The organism is Curtobacterium sp. MCBD17_003 (assembly GCF_003234885.2).
Classification (GTDB): Bacteria; Actinomycetota; Actinomycetes; order Actinomycetales; family Microbacteriaceae; genus Curtobacterium.
In genome coordinates, this window is sequence record NZ_CP126275.1 from 2,760,939 (window position 1) to 2,779,664 (window position 18,726).

Consider the following 18,726-nt stretch of genomic DNA (forward strand, 5'->3'; position numbering starts at 1 on the left):
TGTGCGGCGTTCGGGTCCCACTACGCTCGTCGCACCATGCCCCGAGCCCCGCGCCGCACGAGCACTGAGCGTCCCATCCGCCTCGGCGCCGTGCTCGCCACGCTCCCGGCCGCGGTCACCGTGCTCGTGCTCGCGGGCGTCATCGCCTGGGGCATCACGCATCTGGGGTTCCTCCGTCCGGGTCATCGCACTCCATTCGTCACGTGGACCTGCATCGCTTGGGCGGTCTTCGTGCTCGGTGTCCTGCTGCTCCGCGCGGTGCCGCGGCGCGCGGTGGCGGCGGTCGTCCTGGGCGGCGCCGTGGTCGTCGGGGTCGCGGCGTTGGCCGGGCCGCCGGACACGAGCTCGGACAGCGCGCGGTACGCGTGGGACGGCATCGTGCAGCTGCACGGTCTGTCGCCCTACGCGCACACGCCGTCGTCCCACGTGCTCGCGGGCATCCGGCCGGACTGGCTCTTCGGGCACCCGACCCCACACGTGGTGCAGAGCCCGACCGGCCCCACGTACTGCCCGGGGGACCGCATCCAGACCGCCCACGACACCGCCACGGACGCGCGCCTCTGCACGCCGATCAACCGGCCCTCGGTACCGACGATCTACCCGCCCATGGCCGAGCTCTGGTTCGCCCTGGTCCGCAGCCTGGTGCCCGTGACGGCGACGTACTGGCCGATGCAGGTCGCGGGCCTCGCCGTGTCGCTCGGGGTCACCGTCGGCCTGCTCCTCGTGCTGCGGCGCGCCCGCGCCGACCTCCGCTGGGCGGCCCTGTGGGCGTGGTGCCCGCTGGTCGCGTCCGAGGCGGTGACGAACTCGCACGTCGACGTCCTCGGCGCCGCGCTCGTCACGGTCGGCGCGGTGCTCGTCGCGTTGGGCCGTCCGGTGTGGGGCGGGATCGCGCTCGGTGCGGCGACGAGCACGAAGCTCATCCCCGCGATCGCGTACCCGGCCCTCCTCGGACGCCGCCGCTCGTGGTGGGCGCTGCTCGTCGGGGTCGCGGTGTTCGCGGTGCTGTACGTGCCGTACGTGGCGACCACGGGCCTCCGCGTGCTCGGCTACCTGCCCGGGTACCTGTCCGAGGAGGGCTACGACGACGGCTCCCGGTTCGCCCTCGTGTCGCTGGTCGCCCACGGGAACGCGGCGATCGTCGTCGTCGGCGTGGTCGTGCTCCTGGCAGCGGTCGTCGCCTGGCGCGTCGCCGATCCCGCCCGGCCGTGGAGCGGCGAGGTGCTCGTGATCGGGGTGACCCTGCTCGCCGTGAGCCCCCGCTACCCCTGGTACGCGCTGCTCCTCGTGCCGTTCGTCGTGTTGTCCGGGCGGTGGGAGTGGCTCGCGGTCGGACTCGCGATCACGGTCCGGCAACTGCACCCGTCGGTCGACACGTTCCGGTGGACCCTCGCGGCGGCGGCGGCGCTCGTGCTCGTCGGAACGCTGGTGCGGACACCGCGTTCGGACTGGGTACGCTGGCGCGCCCGTTTGTCCCCCGAACGCCACGCCCCCGTTCCGGGGGGTTCGGATCCGGACCGGCTCGTTTAGGCTCATCCGGACCGTTGGGGCGGCAGAGGGAACCGCCCATGATCAGGGAGTTCCGACTTGCGACCCAGCAAATTCTCAGGGGTGGTCGCTGCCGCGGCAGCCTGCACGGCCGTCGTCCTCGGCGGCCCGCTGCTGACCGTCACCAGTGCGGCGGCAGCCACCAGCACGGCCACCACGAGCACCAGCGCCACCACCACGACCACCACCGCGGGCACGGCGGCGACGCCGTCCGCCTCGCCGACGGCCGCCGTGCCGGCGACGCCGTCCGCGAGCGCGTCGGCGTCGCGGAGCGCCGCCGCGACCGCCGGCGCCACCGCCTCCGCCAGCGCCACGGCGCCCGCGAGCGCCGACGGGTCGGCCACGGGTGAGGGTGACCCGTCGCTCGCCGAGATGAACGCCGCGGGCAACCACACGATGGGCTCGACGATCGCGGCGAACACCGGCGCGAACGTGTCCGGCGGCCTCATGCACGCGAACGCGGCGAACTCGTCAGCGGTCCCGGGCACCGACGGGTTCGACATCAGCGCGTGGCAGACGAACAGCAGCATCAACTGGTCGTCCGCCTACAACAAGGGTGCACGGTTCGTGTACATCAAGGCGTCCGAGTCGACCTCCTACACGAGCAGCCAGTTCGCGTCGCAGTGGACCAGCGCCACGAACGCCGGACTCATCCGCGGGGCGTACCACTTCGCGGTTCCGAACAAGTCGAGCGGCGCGACGCAGGCCACCTACTTCGCGGCGCACGGCGGCGGTTGGAGCGCGGACGGCCGGACGCTGCCCCCGCTGCTCGACATCGAGTACGACCCCTACACCGGCACCGACGGCACGAACACCTGCTACGGCCTGAGCGCCTCGGCGATGGTGTCGTGGATCCGGGACTTCTCGAACACGATCAAGGCGAAGACCGGCGTCCTGCCGGCGATCTACTCGACCACCGACTGGTGGAAGACGTGCACGGGCAACAGCGCGGCGTTCAGCGGCAGCCCGCTGTTCATCGCCCGCTACCCGAGCAGCCTGTCGTCCGGGGCGGGGACGCTCCCCGCGAGCTGGACGAAGTACGCCATGTGGCAGTACGCCGACGCCGGGGTGTTCGCCGGCGACCAGGACGTCTACAACGGCACGCTCGCCCAGCTGCGGCAGTTCGCGACCGGTGGCGGCGGTTCCGCGCCGGCGATCCCGGCCGTGACCACGGTCGGCAGCTCCCTCAGCGCGGGCGCGCAGTTGAACAGTGGGCAGGGCATCACGTCGGCGAACAAGCAGTACACGCTGAACATGCAGGCCGACGGCAACCTGGTCGTCTACGGCATGAACCGCGCGCTGTGGTCGAGCGGCACGAGCGGCAAGCCCGGGGCCTACCTGAAGATGCAGGCGGACGGCAACCTCGTCGTGTACCTGGGCAGCAAGGCGATCTGGGAGAGCCACACCTCGAACAAGCCGGCCAACAAGCTCACCATGGAGGACAACGGGGACCTGCGGCTCGAGAACGGCAGCACGCTGTACTGGCACACGGGCCGCAACGGCCGCGACACGATGACGCCGACCTCGACGCTCACCGCCGGCCAGTACCTGCTGTCCCAGAACGGCAAGAAGCAGTTCATCGTGCAGGCGGACGGCAACGTCGTGGTCTACAGCAGCGGCAAGGCGACCTGGGCGTCCCAGACGTCGAAGAAGGGCGGCACCACGCTGACCCTGCAGGCCGACCAGAACACGGTGCTCTACAACAGCGCCGGGTCCGCGCTGTGGTCGACGAAGTCGAGCAAGTCCGGCGCGACGCGACTGGTGATGCAGGACGACGGCAACCTCGTGCTCTACAAGGGCACGAAGGCGGTCTGGGAGTCCCACACGTCCGGACGCTGACACGCTGACCCGCTCCGACCCACCTGGTCGGGCGGTCGCCCAGGAGGCCCGGCCCCGCGCACGCAGCGCAGGGCCGGGCCTCCTGGCCGTCGCGGCTGGGACAGCGCCGCCGGGACCGCGACGTAGGCTGACGTCATGGTCATGCTGGGGATGCCGCACACCGGTCTCGTCGACCGCTTCGGTCGGCGTGCGATCGACCTCCGGGTGTCGCTGACCGAGCGGTGCAACCTGCGGTGCACGTACTGCATGCCGGCCGCGGGCCTCCCGGTCTCGCCGAGCGACGCGATCATGACGGCGGCGGAGATCGCCCGGCTCGTCGGCCTCGGGGCCACACGACTCGGCGTGCGCAAGGTGCGGTTCACGGGCGGCGAGCCCCTGCTCCGGGCGGACCTCGTCGACGTGGTCGCTCGATGCGCGGCGCTGCCCGATCGTCCCGAGCTGTCGCTGACGACGAACGCGATCGGCTTGGCCTCGCGCGCCCAAGCCCTCGCCGACGCCGGCCTCGACCGCATCAACGTCTCGCTCGACACGATCGACTCCGAGACCTTCACGACGGTGACCCGGCGGCCGTTCCTCGCGCGGGTGCTCGAGGGCATCGCAGCCGCGGACGCCGCCGGGCTGCGGATGAAGGTGAACGCGGTGCTCCTCCGCGGGGTGAACGACACCCACGCCGCCGACCTGCTCGCCTGGTGTCTGGAGCGCGGGTACGAACTCCGGTTCATCGAACAGATGCCCCTCGACGCTGGGCACACGTGGGACCGCGCCGAGATGGTCACCGCCGCCGAGGTCCGGGAGCTCCTCGCCGAGCACGTCGTCCTGACGCCGCACGCCGCACCGCGTGACGGTGCCCCGGCCGAGCGCTACGACGTCGCGGAGCGCAGCGTGGCGGGCAGCGCCGGACGGCACCTCGGCGCGGTGGGGATCATCGCCAGCGTGACGGAGTCGTTCTGCGCCGACTGCACCCGGACGCGGTTGACGGCCGACGGCAAGGTCCGAAGCTGCCTGTTCTCGGACGAGGAGACCGACGTCCTCACCGCGATGCGTGCGGGCGCCGACGACGACGAGGTCGTCGCCATCTGGCAGCGGGCGATGTGGGCCAAGCCGCGGGACCACGGCGTCGACCGCGCGGACTTCGTGCAGCCGGCCCGCTCGATGAGCGCGATCGGCGGATGAGCGTGACGCGCATCCGGTTCTTCGCGGCGGCACGCGCGGCGGTCGGACGCGACGCGTTCGACGTCGACGCCCGCACCCTCGGCGACGCGCTCGACGCAGTCCCGGTCGAGGACGCCGAGCGCTGGGCCGCCCTGCGGGGTCGCTGCTCCTACCTCGTCGACGGCGTGTCGACGAAGGACGCCGCGACGCCCCTCGTCGGCGTCGAGCTCGTCGACGTCATGCCGCCGTTCGCCGGGGGCTGACGCTCTCGGACTCCTCGGACCGCTCACGGAGCGCGGGGCAGTGCTCGGGCGTCGGGTGGTACGCGATGTCGATCATCCGGTCGAGCGCGTCGCGCGCCGCGCCGAGGGACGCCATGGCCTCGGTGATCCGGTTGCGCTCCGACTCGAGCAGGGCGAACGCCTCGGGCGACGACGCCCCGCTGTCGACGCACGGCAGCAGCTGCAGCACCGTCCGGCTCGACAGCCCCGCGGCGAAGAACTGCTGGATCAGCTGCACCCGCTCGACGGCGGACTCCGCGTAGACGCGCTGGCCGCTCGCCGTGCGGATCGACGCGAGCAGCCCCTGCTCCTCGTAGTAGCGGAGCGCCCTCGGGCTGACCCCTGCTCGCCGTGCGACCTCGCCGATGCGCATCGGACGCCCCTTCCTCGGACACCGCTGGTGGGCGGGTGGCGGTCGCCACTTGCCCTTGACGTCGACGTCAACTCCTAGCGTAGCTCCGGCGGTGCCGATCGAGCCCGCCACCAGATGGAGGAACCAGCATGGACATCACCGGACAGACCGCCCTCGTGACCGGAGCGAACCGCGGCATCGGCCGCCAGTTCGTCCTCGAACTGCTCGACCGCGGCGTGAGCACGGTCTACGCGACCGCACGACGCATCGAGGCGCTCGAGGTCGACGACCCGCGGGTCGTCCCCCTGCACCTCGACCTCACCGACCACGCCTCGGTCATCGCCGCCGCGGACGCCGCCCGGGACGTGACGCTGCTCGTCAACAACGCGGGCATCTCGACCGGCGCGAGCCTGGTGACCGGCGACCTCGCCGAGATCCACCGCGAGATGGACACGCACTTCTGGGGCACCCTCGACGTCGTCCGTGCGTTCGCCCCGGTCCTGGCCGCGAACGGGGGCGGTGCGATCGTGAACGTCCTGTCCGCGCTGTCCTGGTTCGCGTTCGGCCCTGCCTCCGGTGCCTACGGCGCCGCGAAGGCCGCCGAGTGGAACATGACGAACGGCATCCGCCTCGAACTCGCCGACCAGGGCACGCTGGTGCAGGGCGTCCACCTCGGCGCCGCCGACACCGACATCATGTCCGGGTACGACGGCCCCATGATCGATCCGCGGGACGTGCCGCGGGCCTCCCTCGACGGACTCGCCGCCGGCTCGATCGAGGTCGTCGTCGACGACTGGAGCGCGATGGTGAAGGCGTCGCTCGCCGGCGACCCGGCGGTCTTCTACGCCCAGCTCGCGTCGATGGCCGGCTGACGTCAGGCGCGTGGCGGTGCCCGTGGTCGCCGGACGGGGCGACCCGTCCGACCGTCACCTCCCCGGCGACGACGGGAACACCGTGACCTCGTCGGCCGGGAGGCCCACGGTCACCTCCGCCCCGACCCGCACGGAGGACGCGGTGACGGCCGCGACGGTGGCGTCCACGACGAACTCCCCCGCGACCACGCGGACGAGCCCGTCGCGCGGCTCGATCCGATCGACGCGCCGGACGATGCCGGACGGCGGACCGGTCCGGACCTCACCGGGCCTCCCGAGCCGCGCGGCGGTGGGGTGGTAGACGGCGAGCGCCGCCGCTCCGGGTCCGGCGTCGACCGCGTCGGCGTGCAGGACCTCGCCGCCAGCGAGCCGGATCCCGCCGACCACGGCATGTCCGTGGACCGGGGTCAGGCCCGAGAACGCGGCGCCGAACGCGGAGGTCGGGCGTCGGAGCACCCGCTCGACGGGTCCGTCCTCGACGACACGGCCGCGCTCGAGGACGACGACGCGGTCCGCGAGCGCCATCGCCTCGAGCGGGTCGTGCGTCACGAGCAGCACGGCCGTCCCGCCCGCCGCGCTCGCGTCTCCGCTCCGGACGACGGCGGCGAGCGCCCGGCGGACCTCGCGCTGCGCCTCCACGTCGAGCGCGGACGTCGGCTCGTCGAGCAGGAGCAGGCGGGGTGTGGTGGCGAGCGCCCGGGCCACCGCGACCCGCTGTGCCTGGCCGCCGGAGAGCGACGACGGCCAGCGGGTGGCGAGGTGCTCGGCCCCGACCGTCGTCAGTGCGGCGAGCGCGCGCCTGTGTGCGGCGCGTCGGCCGAGGCGCGTGGCTCGGGGCCCGTACGCGACGTTCTCGAGCACGGAGCGGTGCGGGAACAGCACGGGGTCCTGCCCGACGAGCCCGACGCCGCGGCGGTGCACGGGGACCAGGGAGCGACGTCCGCGGACGACGGGCTGCCCGGCGATCAGGACCTCACCGGCGTCAGCGCGGACGAGTCCCGCGGCGACCCCGACGACCGTCGACTTGCCGGCGCCGTTCGGGCCGACGAGCGCGACGACCTCGCCGGGGGCGATCGTCAGGTCGACCACGACGTCCCGTGCCGTCACGCCGAACCGGAGGACCGTGGCGGTCACGCGATCGCCCGACGACCGAGCAGGGACGACGCTCCGATGACGACGATCGCCACGGCGACGAGCACGAGCGCCAGGGCGACCGCCGTGTCGGGGTCGATCTCGCGCTGCAGGTAGATCTCGAGCGGCAACGTGCGCGTCACGCCCTGCAGGCTGCCCGCGAACGTGAGCGTGGCGCCGAACTCCCCGAGTGCCCGCGCGAAGCACAGGACGAGGCCGGACAGGATGCCCGGCACCGCCCGTGGCGCGGTGATCGTGACGAGCACCCGCGCGGGTCCGGCACCGAGCGTCGCGGCGACCGCCTCGGCCCGGCCGTCACCGGCCCGGAGCGCACCCTCGATCGCCGTGACGAGGAACGGCATCGCGACGAACGTCTGCGCGATGACGACCGCGACCGTGGTGAACGCGATCCGGACGCCGTGTGCGGCGAGGAACCCGCCGACGGGGCCGATCCGGCCGTACGCCGCGAGGAGCGCGAGCCCACCGACGACGGGTGGGAGCACGAGCGGCAGCAGCACGACCGCGCGGAGGACCCCGACCCATCGCGCGTCGGACCGGGCGAACAGCACGGCGAGCGGGAACCCGAACAGGAACGCGGCGCCGGTCGCGGCGAGCGCGGTGCCGAGGCTCAGCCCGAGCGCGGTCAGCGACGCGGGCGTCGTGACGAGGTGGCCGAACGTCGACCAGTCGACCGATCCCGTCATCGCGACGACGGGGACGATCACGAACAGGCCGCCCACCACGGCGGGGACCGGGAGCCACCAGGGGACGGCGGCGCGAGGGGTCCCGGCACGCCGCGGCAGCCCGTCGGTCACGGCTTGCCGAACCCCGCGTCCCGCAGCACCCGCTCGCCCGCGGTCGAGCGGACGTAGCTGACGAACGACGCGGCGAGGGCCTTGTGCGCGGTGCCCTGGACGACGCCGATCGGGTAGGTGTTCACGGCCTTCGCGCTCGCGCTGAACGGGACGCCGTGCACCTTCGACCCCGCCGCCCGGACGTCGGTCGTGTAGACGACGCCGGCGTCGGCCTGCCCGGCCTCCACCTTGCCGAGCACGTCGGTCACGGACTGCTCCTCGCTGACGGGGTGCAGGGTGACGCCGGTCGCGGACTCGACCTTCGCCGTCGCTGCGCCGCACGGCACGGGCGTCGCACAGACGACGACCTGGAGGGACGAGCTCGCCAGGTCGGAGAACGAGGACACCTGCTTCGGGTTGCCCGGGGCGGTCGCGATCTCGAGCACGTTCGTCGCGAAGTCGTGGCTCGCCCCGGCGATCATGCCGCCGCTCTTCAAGGTCCCCATGGTCGTCTCGTCGGCGGATGCGAACACGTCCGCGGGCGCGCCCGCCTGGATCTGGCTGACGAGGTCGCTCGACCCACCGAACGAGAACGTGACGTGGGCGCCGGGGTGGGCGGCCTCGTACCGCTTGCCGAGCGTCGTGAAGGTCTGCTGCAGCGACGCGGCCGCGTAGACGGTCAGCGTGCCCGTCGGGCCGGCACTGGCCGAGGCGCTGGCGGCCGGGGTGGCCGAGCCGGATCCTCCGCCGGAGGAACACGCGGCGAGGGCGAGCGTGCCGACGAGGGCGAGCGCGGCGGCCGCGCCGAGGCGGAGGCGGGACGACGGACGGGTCATGCGGGTTCCTCCCGGGCAGCGGCGTCGGCGGTGACCGACGGCGCGGGGGCCTCGACGACGACCATGGTCGCCTTGACGGACGCGACGGCGACGGACCCGACCTCGAGGCCGAGGTCGCGCACCGCCTCGGCGCTCATGAGCGACACGACGCGGTGCGGCCCGCACTGGAGCTCGACCTGCGCCATCACACGGTCGGTGACGACGTCGGTGACGATCCCGACGAACCGGTTGCGCGCGGAGCTCTGCACACCCGACGCGGGGTCGGCGAGCGCCGTGCTGCGCTCCTTGGCGTACCGCGCGAGTTCACGGCCGTCGATGACCGCCCGGCCCGCGTCGTCCGTGGCGCGGGTGAACGTCCCGCCGTCGACGAGTCGTCGGACGGTGTCGTCGCTCACGCCGAGGTAGGTGGCAGCGTCGCGGATCCGCAGTTGCGTCATGATGCTGCGATCCTAGGCGCAGGTACCGCCCCGATGCTCAGCGCGTGTCGCCGGTAGGGAACTCGAGGCTGACCACGAGCCCGCCTCCGGGCCGCCCCTCGAACCGCAGCGCCGCGTGGTGCAGGTCGGCGACCCACCGGACGATGGAGAGCCCGGTACCGGTGCCGACGCCAGGTCCGCTGGCGACACCGGAGTCGGCGCCGTCGGCACGACCGGCGAGGCGTTCCGGAACGCCGCTGCCCGAGTCGGCGACCGCGAAGCACCGGTCGCGCACCGTCACGCGGACCGGGCCGTCCGTGTGCCGGACGGCGTTCTCGACGAGGTTCCGGACCGCGTGTTCCACGAGGTCCGCGTTCCCCCGCACCACCGTCGGCACGGCGTCCACGGACACGAGGTCACCACGGCCGAGTTCGTCGATCGTGACCTCGACGAGCTGGTCGAGTCGGAGCAGCCGCCGGTCGATCTCGCCACCGGACTCCGACCGCGCTCGAGCGAGCAGGCTCGTCACCACGCCGGTCATCCGCTCCAGCCGACCCTGGAGGTCCCGGAGCGCCTGGTCCGCGGTGTCAGGATGCCGGACGCCGGACTCCGCGATGAGGCCGAGCGTCGCGAGCGGCGTCCGCAGTTCGTGCGCGGCCTCGCGGAGGAACTGCTCCTGCCGTTCCACCTGCCGCACGGCGGGACGCATCGCGCGACCGGAGAGCACGTGCCCGGTGACGGTCCCCAGGAGCACCAGCACGGCGACCGCGAGGACGAGCCCCAGCACGAGTGTCCGACGGCTGAACGGCGCCGCGGCCGGAGCACCCACCATCGTCATCGCGACGTCCGATGGGTCGAGTGGCCGCGCCACCCACCGCATCGCGACCCCGTTCCGCCCGGACACCGTCTGGAAGACCGACGCGTGCGCGCGCCGCATGCCGGCGTACATCGCGCTGATCACCGCCGAGGACGGCAGGGACGACTGCCGCGGCGAGGCGTACTCGATGCCCCTCGCGTCCACGAACCCCGCCGGCATCGTCCCGATCGCGGCGAAGCCGGCGCCCGACGCGGGCGTCGTCCCTGTCGCGAAGCTGAAGGACCGGCCGTCGTGCGTGACACCCTCGGACACCAGGCGGGCCTGGGTGCGGAGGCCGTCGTCGACCCGATGGCGCGCGGCGGCGTCCGTCGCGGCGAAGAACACCGCGAGCGCCACCATGCAGGCCGCGGTCGTCAGCGCGAAGAACAGGGTCATGCTCCAGCGGATCCGCTCGAGCCGCCGCCGGGCCGCCGGGCTCGGTCGGGACCCGATCGCGACCTCGCGCGTCCTCATGATCGGATCCGGTAGCCGACGCCGCGGACGGTCTCGATCAGGTCCGGCTCGCCGAGCCGCCGCCGGAGTTGCGCGATCACGACGTCCACGACGTTCGACAGGGGATCGCTGCGCTCGTCCCAGCACCCCTCGAACAGCGCGCTCCGGGACAGCACGGCGCCGTCGGCGGTGAGGAGCATCTCGAGGACCCCGAACTCCTTGGGCGTCAGACTCAGGAGGACGCCGTCGTGCGTGACCTCGTGCCGGGGCACGTCCATGACGACCGGACCGGCACGGAGGACGGGGACGCGGAGCGCCGCCCCGCGCCGGGTCAGGGCCCGCAGACGGACCTCGAGCTCGGCGAAGGCGAAGGGCTTGACGAGGTAGTCGTCCGCGCCCTCGTGGAACCCGTCGACGCGGTCCTCCACGGTGTCGCGGGCCGTCAGCACGAGCACGGGGACGGTGTCGCCCGCGCGCCGCAACGCGCGGAGGAACGTGAGCGAGTCACCGTCGGGGACCGTGCGGTCGAGCACGAGGCCGTCGTACGCCGTCACCGCGACGGCTTCGTCGGCGGCGGCGAGGTCGGTCACGTGGTCGGTCGCGAACCCGGCCCGCCGAAGTCCGTCGAGGATCCGGGCGGCCAGGTCGAGATCGTCCTCCAGCAGCAGCAACCGCACGTCCACGTCCCTCCGACTCCGAGCGACACCTTCGCAGGACCGAGATGAGGAAGTCGTGAGACCGGCCGGTGACCATCTCATCACCACCTCACGCTCGGCCGGGCAAAGTCGGACGCATGGAACACCTGCGAACACGGCACCGCGTCCTCATCGCCGCCGCGACGGCCACGCTCGTCACGGTCCCCCTGGCGGGATGCGCCGCCGGCACGACCTCCGGGCCCCACCACCACACCGCCGCCACGGTGACCTCCACCGTCACGCCGACCGTCACGACGACACCGGCCGCCAGCGGCGCGACCGCGACGCCGTCCGCTCCCGCACCGGCGACGACGGCGGCCAGGTCCGGGCCGGGCACCCGAGCCTCGACGTGCACGTCGAGCCAGCTGTCGGCAAAGACGGGCGAGCGCGACGGTCAACAGCCCGGGACGGGCTCGGGCATGAGCCAGCAGCGGGTGGCGATCATCCTGACGAACACGGGTGCCACGAGCTGCACGCTGCAGGGCTGGCCCGGCGTCTCGTACGTGGGCGACGGGAACGGCACGCAGATCGGCGCCCCCGCCAAGCTCGACCGCGGCGTCCCGCACCCCACGGTCACGCTGCAGCACGGCGCCGCGGCGCAGGCCTACATCGACATCGCGGACGCCGCCGTGTTCGACCCGGCGGAGTGCAAGCCCGTGCACCCGGACGGCCTCCGGGTCTACCCGCCGGGCAGCAGGACGTCGATCTTCCTCCGCGGTGGCGGCTCGGCCGGCGACGGGACCGCCTGCTCCTCGACGAAGGACGTGCAGATGAGCGTGGACGCGTTCATCCCCTACCCCTGAGCGCCACCCCGATCGGGGCGCTCGGCGGTGGTCCGCGCCTCGGCCAGCCACGCGGTCATGCCGCCGTCGAGCACGGTCACGGTCCGACCGTTGCCGTTCGCCGTGGCCCACGCGTCCGCGCGCGGGCCACGGGCGCAGTAGACGACGACCTCGGCGTCCGCGGGGACGTCGTCCGGTCGCACCGCCCCGGGGACCACGCCCGTCGCGTCGAGCTCGGCGTCCGTGCGGACGTCCACGAGCACGAAGTCGTCGCGACCCTGCGCGCGCAGGGCGAGCCGGGCCTCCAGGGCGGCGGGCGCGATCCGCGGCGCGGACGCACGCTGCGCGGCCGGGAGGCTCGACGGACGTCGCGACGCCGGACCACGACGCAGCGGGCTCTCGACGGCGCGCCACGTGCGGGCGTCGACGGTGACGACCCGGCCGAGCAGGGGGTCCCCGACGCCGGTGACGAGCGCGGACACCTGTCCGGCCATGACCGACCCGACCACGCCGCAGAGCGCCGGGACGACGCCGTCGAGCGCGCACGAGCCGTCGTCGTCGAACGGGTCGGGGTGCAGGTCGTGGAAGTCGACCGCGGCACCGTCGGGAGCGGCGTCCCAGAACACGGACACCTGCCCGTCGGAGCCGAGAGCGCTGCCCCACACGAGCGGGACGCCGGCCGCAGCGCAGGCCTCGGAGGCGGCGCGGGTGACGACGACGCTGTCGGCGGCGTCCACCACGACGTCGTGCCCCGCGACGATGTCGGGGGCGAACTCGGCGACGACGGCGACCGTCTCGGTCTCGGGGTCGACGGCGTGCGCCCGGTCCGCCGCGACGCGTGCCTTCGGGCGGCCGACGTCGGCGGCCGTGTAGAGCGTCTGCCGGGCGAGGTTCGACGGGTCGACGACGTCCGGGTCGACGACCGTCAGCCGCGCGAGACCGGCCCCCGCGAGCAGCGCGACGACGGGCGACCCGAGGCCGCCTGCACCGATGACGAGCACGCGTGCGGCCGCGAGGCGGCGGATGCCCTCGTCCCCGACCCCGGGCAGCGGCGCGGTCCGTGAGCCGAGGCGCCGACGGGCAGCGGAGACGGTCGGAGCCGGTTCGACGATCGGACGCACCCCGTCATTATCTGCGTCCACCCCGGGGACACGAGTGTGAACTCTCAGCGGCGAAGGCGCGAACACCCCGGCGCGCTGCCAGTGCGGCTGCGTATCGTCCGGGCCGTGAGTGCTCCGCAGACCGGTGCCATCAGCATCCAGCGGCCGACCGGGGTCCCGTCCCTCCGGCGGTCCGTCCGGGGGCTGTCCGGCACGCTGTCGATCGCCTCGGCCCGCTCGCCGGAGCTCACGATCGCGGCGCTCGGCGTGCTGCTCGCCGCGGCCTTCGCCTGGGTGCCGTCCCTCTGGTACGACGAGGGCGCCACCGTCACGAGCGCGACCCGGACCTGGGGGCAGCTCTGGAGCGAACTGCACCACGTCGACGCCGTGCACGGGCTCTACTACGCCTGCATGCACGTCTGGTTCCGCCTCGTCGGCTCCACCCCGTTCACGCTGCGGTTCCCGAGCGCGCTCGCCGTCGGGCTCGCCGCCGGGCTCGTCGTCGCGCTCGGCCGTCGGATCGCCGGTCGCCGGGTCGGCGTCGTCGCGGGCGTCGTGTTCCTGCTCCTCCCCCGCGTCGCCTGGGCGGGCGTCGAGGGCCGCCCCTACGCGACCATCACCGCGCTGTCGGTGGGCCTGACACTGGTCGGCCTCACCGCGGTGCGACGCACGCGGCACGGCACCGGGCGGCGGTGGTGGGTCGCGTACGGGGTCCTCGCCGCGGTCGCGGTGGTGTTCAACGTCTACCTGTCGCTCGTCGTCGTCGCCCACGCCGTGGCGCTCGCGTGGACGCGCCTCGCCGACCTCCGAGCCGCCCGCGCCGCACCCATGACGCATCGCGGTTCCGCCCCCGTGCCGATCGTGCCGCGGCACGTCCTCGGCGCGTGGGCGATCGCCGCGGGTTGCGCAGCCGTCACCGTCGTGCCGTTCGTGGCCGTCGCCACGGGCCAGTCGGAGCAGGTCAGCTGGATCGCCGGGATCGGGCCGGGCACCGTGCGCCAGGTGTCGACGACGGCGTGGTTCCCCGGGTCGGTCCCGTTCGCGACCGCCGCCTGGGTCGCGATGGCGGCCGGCGTCGTCCTCGGCCTGCGTGGCGCGCGACGTCGCGCCACCGCCCGGACCGCCCGGGAGGCCCTGCGTGCCCAGGCGGTGCGGGTCACCCTGCCCGTCGTCGTCGTCCCGACGGCACTCCTCGTCGGCGCGACGGCCCTCGGGGAGCACCTGTACTCGCCGAAGTACGCCACGCTGAGCCTGCCGTTCGTCGCGGTGCTCATCGCCCTCGGCCTGACGTCGATCCGCCCGCGAGTCCCCGCCCTCGTCGCGGTCGGTCTGCTCGTCGCGCTGGCCGTGCCCGCCGCGGTGGCCGTGAAGACCCCGTACGCCAAGCAGGACTCGCACTGGGCGCAGGCCGCCGCGATCGTGAGCCGGCAGCGCTCGTTCGCTCCCGATGCGGACGAGGGTGTCGTCTACGGCAGCGTGTGGCACCACCCGACGACGACGACGCAGATCATCCGCGACGCCTACCCGCGGGCCTTCGCCGGGATGACCGACCTGGCCGCGGTCACGAGCGGCCCCGCCACCGGTCGGCTCTGGGACACGAACGGGGACGTCGCCACGACGGTGCCCCGCCGTCTCGGCGACATCGACACGGTGTGGTTCCTCGGGGCGCCGTCCCGCGACGTCCGCCCGGCGCTCACCGCGACACTCGAAGGTCGTGGGTTCCACGTCGCCGGCACGTGGCGCACCGGCACCGTCATCGTGTCCGAGTACAAGCGCACCGGGCACTGATCCGGCGGCAAACCGCCTGGTCGGTATCGTTCGGGGTACAACCGCGTCCCCCGCATTGGGGGCCTCAGAGTTCTCGAGAACCGCTCAGACTGATGGGGCCGCACGGTGTCGTCGTCGGGGCGTCGTTCCGCAGCCCGATCCTGCGTCCGACGATCCATCCTGACGGGGTACACCGCGCGCGACCCGATCCGACCCGAGGAGCCCGCTGTTGTCCCACGTCCTGCCCACCAGCCCGAAACGCATCCGGTTCACGTGGTTCGCGATCGGCACCGGGGTGCTCGCCGCCGTGCTGCTCGCGTTCTCGATGTCCGGGACCCTGTCGGGGTTCGTCGCGTCGATCACGAACAGCGGTGACACGGCCGTCACCGGCACCCTCGTGATGCAGGAGTCCACGACCGGCGCGAACGCGGCGACGTGCACCTCGACCGACGGCGGCTCCGTCTCGACGAACACCGCGACCTGCACGTCGATCGACCAGTTCGGCGGGGCCGCCATGGTGCCCGGCGACACCGTCACCACGGCGATGACGATCAAGAACACCGGATCGGCCGCCGCCCGGACGTTCACCCTCACCCCAGGCTCCTGCGGGCAGCTCGCGAACGGCTCCGTCAACGGCACGGCGAACGACCTGTGCTCGCAGATGACGGTGGTCGTCAAGAACACGACCGCGAACACCACGGTGTTCTCGGGCACCCTCGCCGCCCTCGGCACCACGACCACGCCGTTCTCGCTCCCCGCCGTCCCGGGCGGTTCGTCCACGGCCTTCAGCTTCGCCGTCTCGCTGCCGAGCACCCTCGGGAACAGCTACCAGGGCCTCCAGGCCACGGTCCCGCTGACCTGGTCGTACGCCAGTTAGCCCCCACCCCGTCCGACGCGGCGGGTCCCGCTGCCGGACCCGCCCCTCCCGAGCCGTGGAGGCGACCGCCATGACCGCGACGCACGTCCGCGCCGTCCGGGCGGTCGACGGCGTCCGGGCGGTGCGCGGCAGCAGGGCCGTCCACGGCCTCCGGGCCATCACTCGCCGTCGTCGTCGGACCGGACGGCGAGCGCTCACCGGCGTCCTGCTCGCGATCATCGCTGTCGTGGTCGTCGCAGCGACGGCGTTCCACGCCACCGGCGGTCGGTGGTTCGTCGTCGAGACGCCGTCCATGGGCACGGCCGCGCCCGTCGGCACGCTCGTCCTCACCGTCCCCGCCGCCGCGACCGACCTGCGCGTCGGCGACGTCGTCACGTTCCACCCGCCGACCGCCGCCGCCGAGACGTACACGCACCGCATCGTCGCGATCCACCACGGACGCATCACGACGCGTGGTGACGCGAACGGCGCCGTCGACCCCTGGCGTCTCCGCGCCACCGACGTGGTCGGGGTGGTCCGGACGATCCTGCCCGGGGTCGGATGGCTCGTCCGTGCACTGCCCCTGCTGATCGTCGGTCTCGTGGCGCTCTGGCTCGTGACGAGCCGCGTCCGTCGGCCGACGTACCGATCGGCTGCCCGCGTCCTCGGGGTGTCCGTCCTGCTCTCCGGCGTCGCGTTCGTCCTCCGCCCCTTCGTCGGGACCACGGTGCTCCAGACCGCGACCGTGTCGGGCGGCACGGAGGCGACCGTCGTGTCCACCGGGATGCTGCCCGTCCGGGTCGCCGCCCCGACCGGTGCGCACGTCGACCTCGTCGCCGGGCAGGTCGGGCACCTCACCCTGCCGACGCACGTCCTCGCCACTCAGCACGCGGCCTACCACCTGACGACCGCGCTGCACCTGCCGCCCTGGGGATGGGTGCTCGCGGTGGCCCTGTGTGCGGTGCCGCTGCTCTGGACACTCGTGGTGGGCCTCCCGGGCGACGAAGCGGGCCCGCGCCGCCACCGCCGGACCCGAGGACTCCACACATGACCCCCCGGCACCGCGAGCGACCCCGACGGCGGTGGCCCCTCGTCGCCGCGGCGCTCGCCGCCGCGGCCGCCGTCGGTGTCGCGGCGCCCGGGACGACCTCGGGGTGGACCGCGGCGATCACGGACCCCGCGGACACCGCGAGGACGGCGCCGTACTTCCACTGTCCGGACGCGCTCACCGTCGACGCCGGCTCGGCGCTGTTCCAGTACCCGCTGACCGAGGGCGCCGGCTCGACCACCGCCCGGGACGTGTCCGGCCACGGGAACGACGGCACGTACCAGGGCAGCATGACCACGAGCACCGAGACGCCCATCGCCTGCCCGAGGGACGGTGGCAGCGCGTACGTCCTCGACGGGTCCACGAGCTACGTGTCGATGCCGACGAAGACGGCGCCACCGGCCACCTACAGCGAGGAGGTCTGGTTCCGCACGGCCACGGCAGCCGGCCGGTTGATCGGGTTCGGCACCGCCCGGACCGGCACGTCCGGACTGGAGGACCGGGCCGTCTACGTGAACACCGACGGCGGGGTCACCTTCGCCACCTACAGCAGCAGGAACCAGATCGTGACCAGTGCAGCGGGGGTCGACTACGCGGACGGGGCCTGGCACCAGGTGGTCGCGACGCAGAGTCCGAGCACCGGCATGGCGCTCTACCTCGACGGGACGCTCGTCGCCAGCAACAGTGCGTACACCGGAGCCGAGGACGACGGAGGCGGGTACTGGCGGATCGGGTACGACAGCCTGTCCGGGAGCTGGGTGGGTTCCGGCTCCGCCTGGTACGTGAACGGTGCCATGCGGTACGCGGCGGTGTACACCACGGTGCTCACCGCGCAACAGGTCGCGACCCACTACGCCGCGGGCAAGTTGGTGACCGGGAACTGAGGCGCAACGGGCTCGCGCTCGCGCTCGGGCTCGGGCTCGGGCTCGGGCTCGGGCTCGGGCTCGGGCTACCGCGGTACGACGCGCGCGCCGTGCACCGGACCCGTGGCCCGCACCACGGTCAGCCCGGCGGCACTCAACTCGACCTGCAGGTCGAGCGCGGCGTCGGAGTCCGCGGCCAGGAACGCGACGGTCGGGCCGCTCCCGGACACGATGCCCGCGAGAGCGCCGGCGCGCTCACCGAGTTCGAGCGTGCGCGCGAGCGTGGGTTGCAGCCGCATCGCCGGAGCCTGCAGGTCGTTGTGGAGGCAGTCGGCCAGCAGCTCGGCGTCGCCCGCCCGGAGCGCCTGCAGCACGTTCGCCTCGACGACGGGGGCGTCCCGGACGGGCGTGATGTCGGCGCGGTAGCGGTCGCGATGCTCGTCGAGGGCGGTGTACACCGCGGGCGTCGAGAGTCCCTCGTCCGAGAGCACGAGCACCCAGTGGAACTGCCCCGAGGCCAGGGCCGGGCTGAGCTCGTCGCCCCGCCCGGTGCCGATCGCGGTGCCGCCGGAGAACGCGAACGGCACGTCCGCGCCGAGCCCGGCCGCGAGCCGCAGGAGTTCGTCGCGACCGAGCGACGTGCCCCACAGGGTGTCGACCGCCAGGAGCGTCGCCGCCGCGTCCGCGGAACCGCCGCCCATGCCCCCGGCGACGGGCACCTGCTTCTCGATCGTCAGGTGCACCCCGCCGCGGTAGCCCGCGCGCTCCGCCACGAGCCGGGCGGCCCGCAGTGCCAGGTTCGTCTCGTCCACCGGGACCGCCGACGTGTCGATGGGGCCGGTGAACCGCACGGTGAAGTCGTCGGCCGCCTCGGCGACGACGTCCTCGTACAACGACACGGCCTGGTACGCCGTCGCGACGTCGTGGTACCCGTCCGGCAGCAGCGTGCCGACAGCCAGGTAGACGTTGATCTTGCCCGGCGCGCGCGTCCGCACCCGGGTCGGTGCGGCGAGCGACGTCATGGACCCAACCTATATCGGTCGCGATGGCCACCGCGCGACCCCGAGGGGCACCGCGGTGGCACG

The 18,726-nt window shown here is 73.7% G+C and carries 19 protein-coding genes; 10 read left to right on the plus strand and 9 right to left on the minus strand.

Going from position 1 to position 18,726, the window contains the following annotated elements; genetic code table 11:
* The first annotated feature begins 36 nt into the window (after positions 1-36).
* From DEI88_RS12995 to DEI88_RS13010, 4 genes are all read left to right on the plus strand, one after another.
* Entirely contained in the window at positions 37-1,530 is a 1,494-nt protein-coding gene (locus DEI88_RS12995) for a glycosyltransferase family 87 protein (RefSeq protein WP_146246089.1), read from the plus strand.
* An 81-nt stretch (positions 1,531-1,611) separates the two neighbouring features.
* A complete protein-coding gene (locus tag DEI88_RS13000) occupies positions 1,612-3,387 on the plus strand; it encodes a GH25 family lysozyme (RefSeq protein WP_111072443.1) in 1,776 nt (591 codons plus the stop codon).
* A 135-nt stretch (positions 3,388-3,522) separates the two neighbouring features.
* The gene (gene moaA, locus DEI88_RS13005) at positions 3,523-4,560 is read left to right on the plus strand and encodes a GTP 3',8-cyclase MoaA (RefSeq protein WP_111072444.1); all 1,038 of its coding nucleotides are present in this window, start codon (positions 3,523-3,525) and stop codon (positions 4,558-4,560) included.
* Positions 4,557-4,802 carry a MoaD/ThiS family protein gene (locus tag DEI88_RS13010; RefSeq protein WP_111072445.1) on the plus strand — a complete coding sequence of 82 codons (246 nt, stop codon included), beginning with the start codon at positions 4,557-4,559 and terminating at the stop codon, positions 4,800-4,802. Before moaA ends, DEI88_RS13010 begins: the two co-directional genes overlap by 4 nt.
* On the opposite strand, the gene DEI88_RS13015 is transcribed toward DEI88_RS13010, so the two are convergent.
* Entirely contained in the window at positions 4,777-5,193 is a 417-nt protein-coding gene (locus DEI88_RS13015; protein WP_111072446.1) for a MerR family transcriptional regulator, read from the minus strand. The genes DEI88_RS13010 and DEI88_RS13015 overlap by 26 nt on opposite strands.
* 128 nt (positions 5,194-5,321) lie before the next feature.
* On the opposite strand from DEI88_RS13015, the gene DEI88_RS13020 reads away from it, so the two are divergent.
* Positions 5,322-6,044, plus strand: a complete 723-nt coding sequence (locus tag DEI88_RS13020) for an SDR family oxidoreductase (protein ID WP_111072447.1) — start codon at positions 5,322-5,324, stop codon at positions 6,042-6,044.
* A gap of 54 nt (positions 6,045-6,098) precedes the next feature.
* Here DEI88_RS13020 and DEI88_RS13025 read toward each other — a convergent pair whose 3' ends face one another.
* The 6 genes from DEI88_RS13025 to DEI88_RS13050 are packed head-to-tail and all read right to left on the minus strand — an operon-like array spanning position 6,099 to position 11,207.
* Complete coding sequence (locus DEI88_RS13025) at positions 6,099-7,178, minus strand: ABC transporter ATP-binding protein (protein ID WP_111072448.1); 1,080 nt, start codon at positions 7,176-7,178, stop codon at positions 6,099-6,101.
* Complete coding sequence (locus DEI88_RS13030; RefSeq protein WP_258375143.1) at positions 7,175-7,990, minus strand: ABC transporter permease; 816 nt, start codon at positions 7,988-7,990, stop codon at positions 7,175-7,177. Before DEI88_RS13030 ends, DEI88_RS13025 begins: the two co-directional genes overlap by 4 nt.
* Positions 7,987-8,805, minus strand: a complete 819-nt coding sequence (gene modA, locus DEI88_RS13035; RefSeq protein WP_111072449.1) for a molybdate ABC transporter substrate-binding protein — start codon at positions 8,803-8,805, stop codon at positions 7,987-7,989. The genes DEI88_RS13030 and modA overlap by 4 nt, the downstream gene beginning before the upstream one ends.
* Positions 8,802-9,242: a TOBE domain-containing protein gene (locus DEI88_RS13040; protein WP_111072450.1), complete on the minus strand. Its 441-nt coding sequence runs from the start codon at positions 9,240-9,242 to the stop codon at positions 8,802-8,804. Before DEI88_RS13040 ends, modA begins: the two co-directional genes overlap by 4 nt.
* A 37-nt stretch (positions 9,243-9,279) precedes the next feature.
* Positions 9,280-10,551: a sensor histidine kinase gene (locus DEI88_RS13045; RefSeq protein WP_111072451.1), complete on the minus strand. Its 1,272-nt coding sequence runs from the start codon at positions 10,549-10,551 to the stop codon at positions 9,280-9,282.
* Positions 10,548-11,207 (minus strand): winged helix-turn-helix domain-containing protein, encoded by a 660-nt coding sequence (locus DEI88_RS13050; protein ID WP_111011205.1) that lies wholly within the window; start codon positions 11,205-11,207, stop codon positions 10,548-10,550. The genes DEI88_RS13045 and DEI88_RS13050 overlap by 4 nt, the downstream gene beginning before the upstream one ends.
* A 116-nt stretch (positions 11,208-11,323) precedes the next feature.
* Between DEI88_RS13050 and DEI88_RS13055 the strand changes: the two genes are divergently transcribed.
* Complete coding sequence (locus DEI88_RS13055) at positions 11,324-12,028, plus strand: DUF4232 domain-containing protein (protein WP_111072452.1); 705 nt, start codon at positions 11,324-11,326, stop codon at positions 12,026-12,028.
* Here the strand turns inward: DEI88_RS13055 and DEI88_RS13060 are convergent.
* Positions 12,019-13,128, minus strand: coding sequence for a ThiF family adenylyltransferase (locus DEI88_RS13060; RefSeq protein WP_181441263.1), 1,110 nt, complete (start codon positions 13,126-13,128; stop codon positions 12,019-12,021). The genes DEI88_RS13055 and DEI88_RS13060 overlap by 10 nt on opposite strands.
* Positions 13,129-13,233: 105 nt before the next feature.
* Here DEI88_RS13060 and DEI88_RS13065 point away from each other — a divergent pair, with 105 nt between their 5' ends.
* The 4 genes from DEI88_RS13065 (at position 13,234) to DEI88_RS13080 (ending at position 17,662) form a co-directional block, all read left to right on the plus strand.
* Positions 13,234-14,895, plus strand: a complete 1,662-nt coding sequence (locus DEI88_RS13065) for a glycosyltransferase family 39 protein (protein WP_181441264.1) — start codon at positions 13,234-13,236, stop codon at positions 14,893-14,895.
* 208 nt (positions 14,896-15,103) lie between these two features.
* Entirely contained in the window at positions 15,104-15,751 is a 648-nt protein-coding gene (locus tag DEI88_RS13070; protein WP_111072455.1) for a hypothetical protein, read from the plus strand.
* A 70-nt stretch (positions 15,752-15,821) separates the two neighbouring features.
* The gene (locus tag DEI88_RS13075) at positions 15,822-16,781 is read left to right on the plus strand and encodes a S26 family signal peptidase (RefSeq protein ID WP_146246093.1); all 960 of its coding nucleotides are present in this window, start codon (positions 15,822-15,824) and stop codon (positions 16,779-16,781) included.
* Complete coding sequence (locus DEI88_RS13080; protein WP_111072457.1) at positions 16,778-17,662, plus strand: LamG domain-containing protein; 885 nt, start codon at positions 16,778-16,780, stop codon at positions 17,660-17,662. Before DEI88_RS13075 ends, DEI88_RS13080 begins: the two co-directional genes overlap by 4 nt.
* Before the next feature lie 65 nt (positions 17,663-17,727).
* On the opposite strand, the gene DEI88_RS13085 is transcribed toward DEI88_RS13080, so the two are convergent.
* Positions 17,728-18,663, minus strand: a complete 936-nt coding sequence (locus tag DEI88_RS13085; RefSeq protein ID WP_111011181.1) for a 4-(cytidine 5'-diphospho)-2-C-methyl-D-erythritol kinase — start codon at positions 18,661-18,663, stop codon at positions 17,728-17,730.
* Positions 18,664-18,726: the final 63 nt, after the last annotated feature.

What these genes read in the sequence shown, in the direction of transcription:
- DEI88_RS12995 (WP_146246089.1), top strand. Translation starts at nt 37, where the DNA reads ATGCCCCGAGCCCCGCGCCGCACGAGCACTGAGCGTCCCATCCGCCTC.
- moaA (WP_111072444.1), top strand. Translation starts at nt 3,523, where the DNA reads ATGGTCATGCTGGGGATGCCGCACACCGGTCTCGTCGACCGCTTCGGT.
- DEI88_RS13010 (WP_111072445.1), top strand. Translation starts at nt 4,557, where the DNA reads ATGAGCGTGACGCGCATCCGGTTCTTCGCGGCGGCACGCGCGGCGGTC.
- DEI88_RS13015 (WP_111072446.1), bottom strand. Translation starts at nt 5,193, where the DNA reads ATGCGCATCGGCGAGGTCGCACGGCGAGCAGGGGTCAGCCCGAGGGCG.
- DEI88_RS13020 (WP_111072447.1), top strand. Translation starts at nt 5,322, where the DNA reads ATGGACATCACCGGACAGACCGCCCTCGTGACCGGAGCGAACCGCGGC.
- modA (WP_111072449.1), bottom strand. Translation starts at nt 8,805, where the DNA reads ATGACCCGTCCGTCGTCCCGCCTCCGCCTCGGCGCGGCCGCCGCGCTC.
- DEI88_RS13040 (WP_111072450.1), bottom strand. Translation starts at nt 9,242, where the DNA reads ATGACGCAACTGCGGATCCGCGACGCTGCCACCTACCTCGGCGTGAGC.
- DEI88_RS13045 (WP_111072451.1), bottom strand. Translation starts at nt 10,551, where the DNA reads ATGAGGACGCGCGAGGTCGCGATCGGGTCCCGACCGAGCCCGGCGGCC.
- DEI88_RS13055 (WP_111072452.1), top strand. Translation starts at nt 11,324, where the DNA reads ATGGAACACCTGCGAACACGGCACCGCGTCCTCATCGCCGCCGCGACG.
- DEI88_RS13075 (WP_146246093.1), top strand. Translation starts at nt 15,822, where the DNA reads ATGACCGCGACGCACGTCCGCGCCGTCCGGGCGGTCGACGGCGTCCGG.
- DEI88_RS13080 (WP_111072457.1), top strand. Translation starts at nt 16,778, where the DNA reads ATGACCCCCCGGCACCGCGAGCGACCCCGACGGCGGTGGCCCCTCGTC.
- DEI88_RS13085 (WP_111011181.1), bottom strand. Translation starts at nt 18,663, where the DNA reads ATGACGTCGCTCGCCGCACCGACCCGGGTGCGGACGCGCGCGCCGGGC.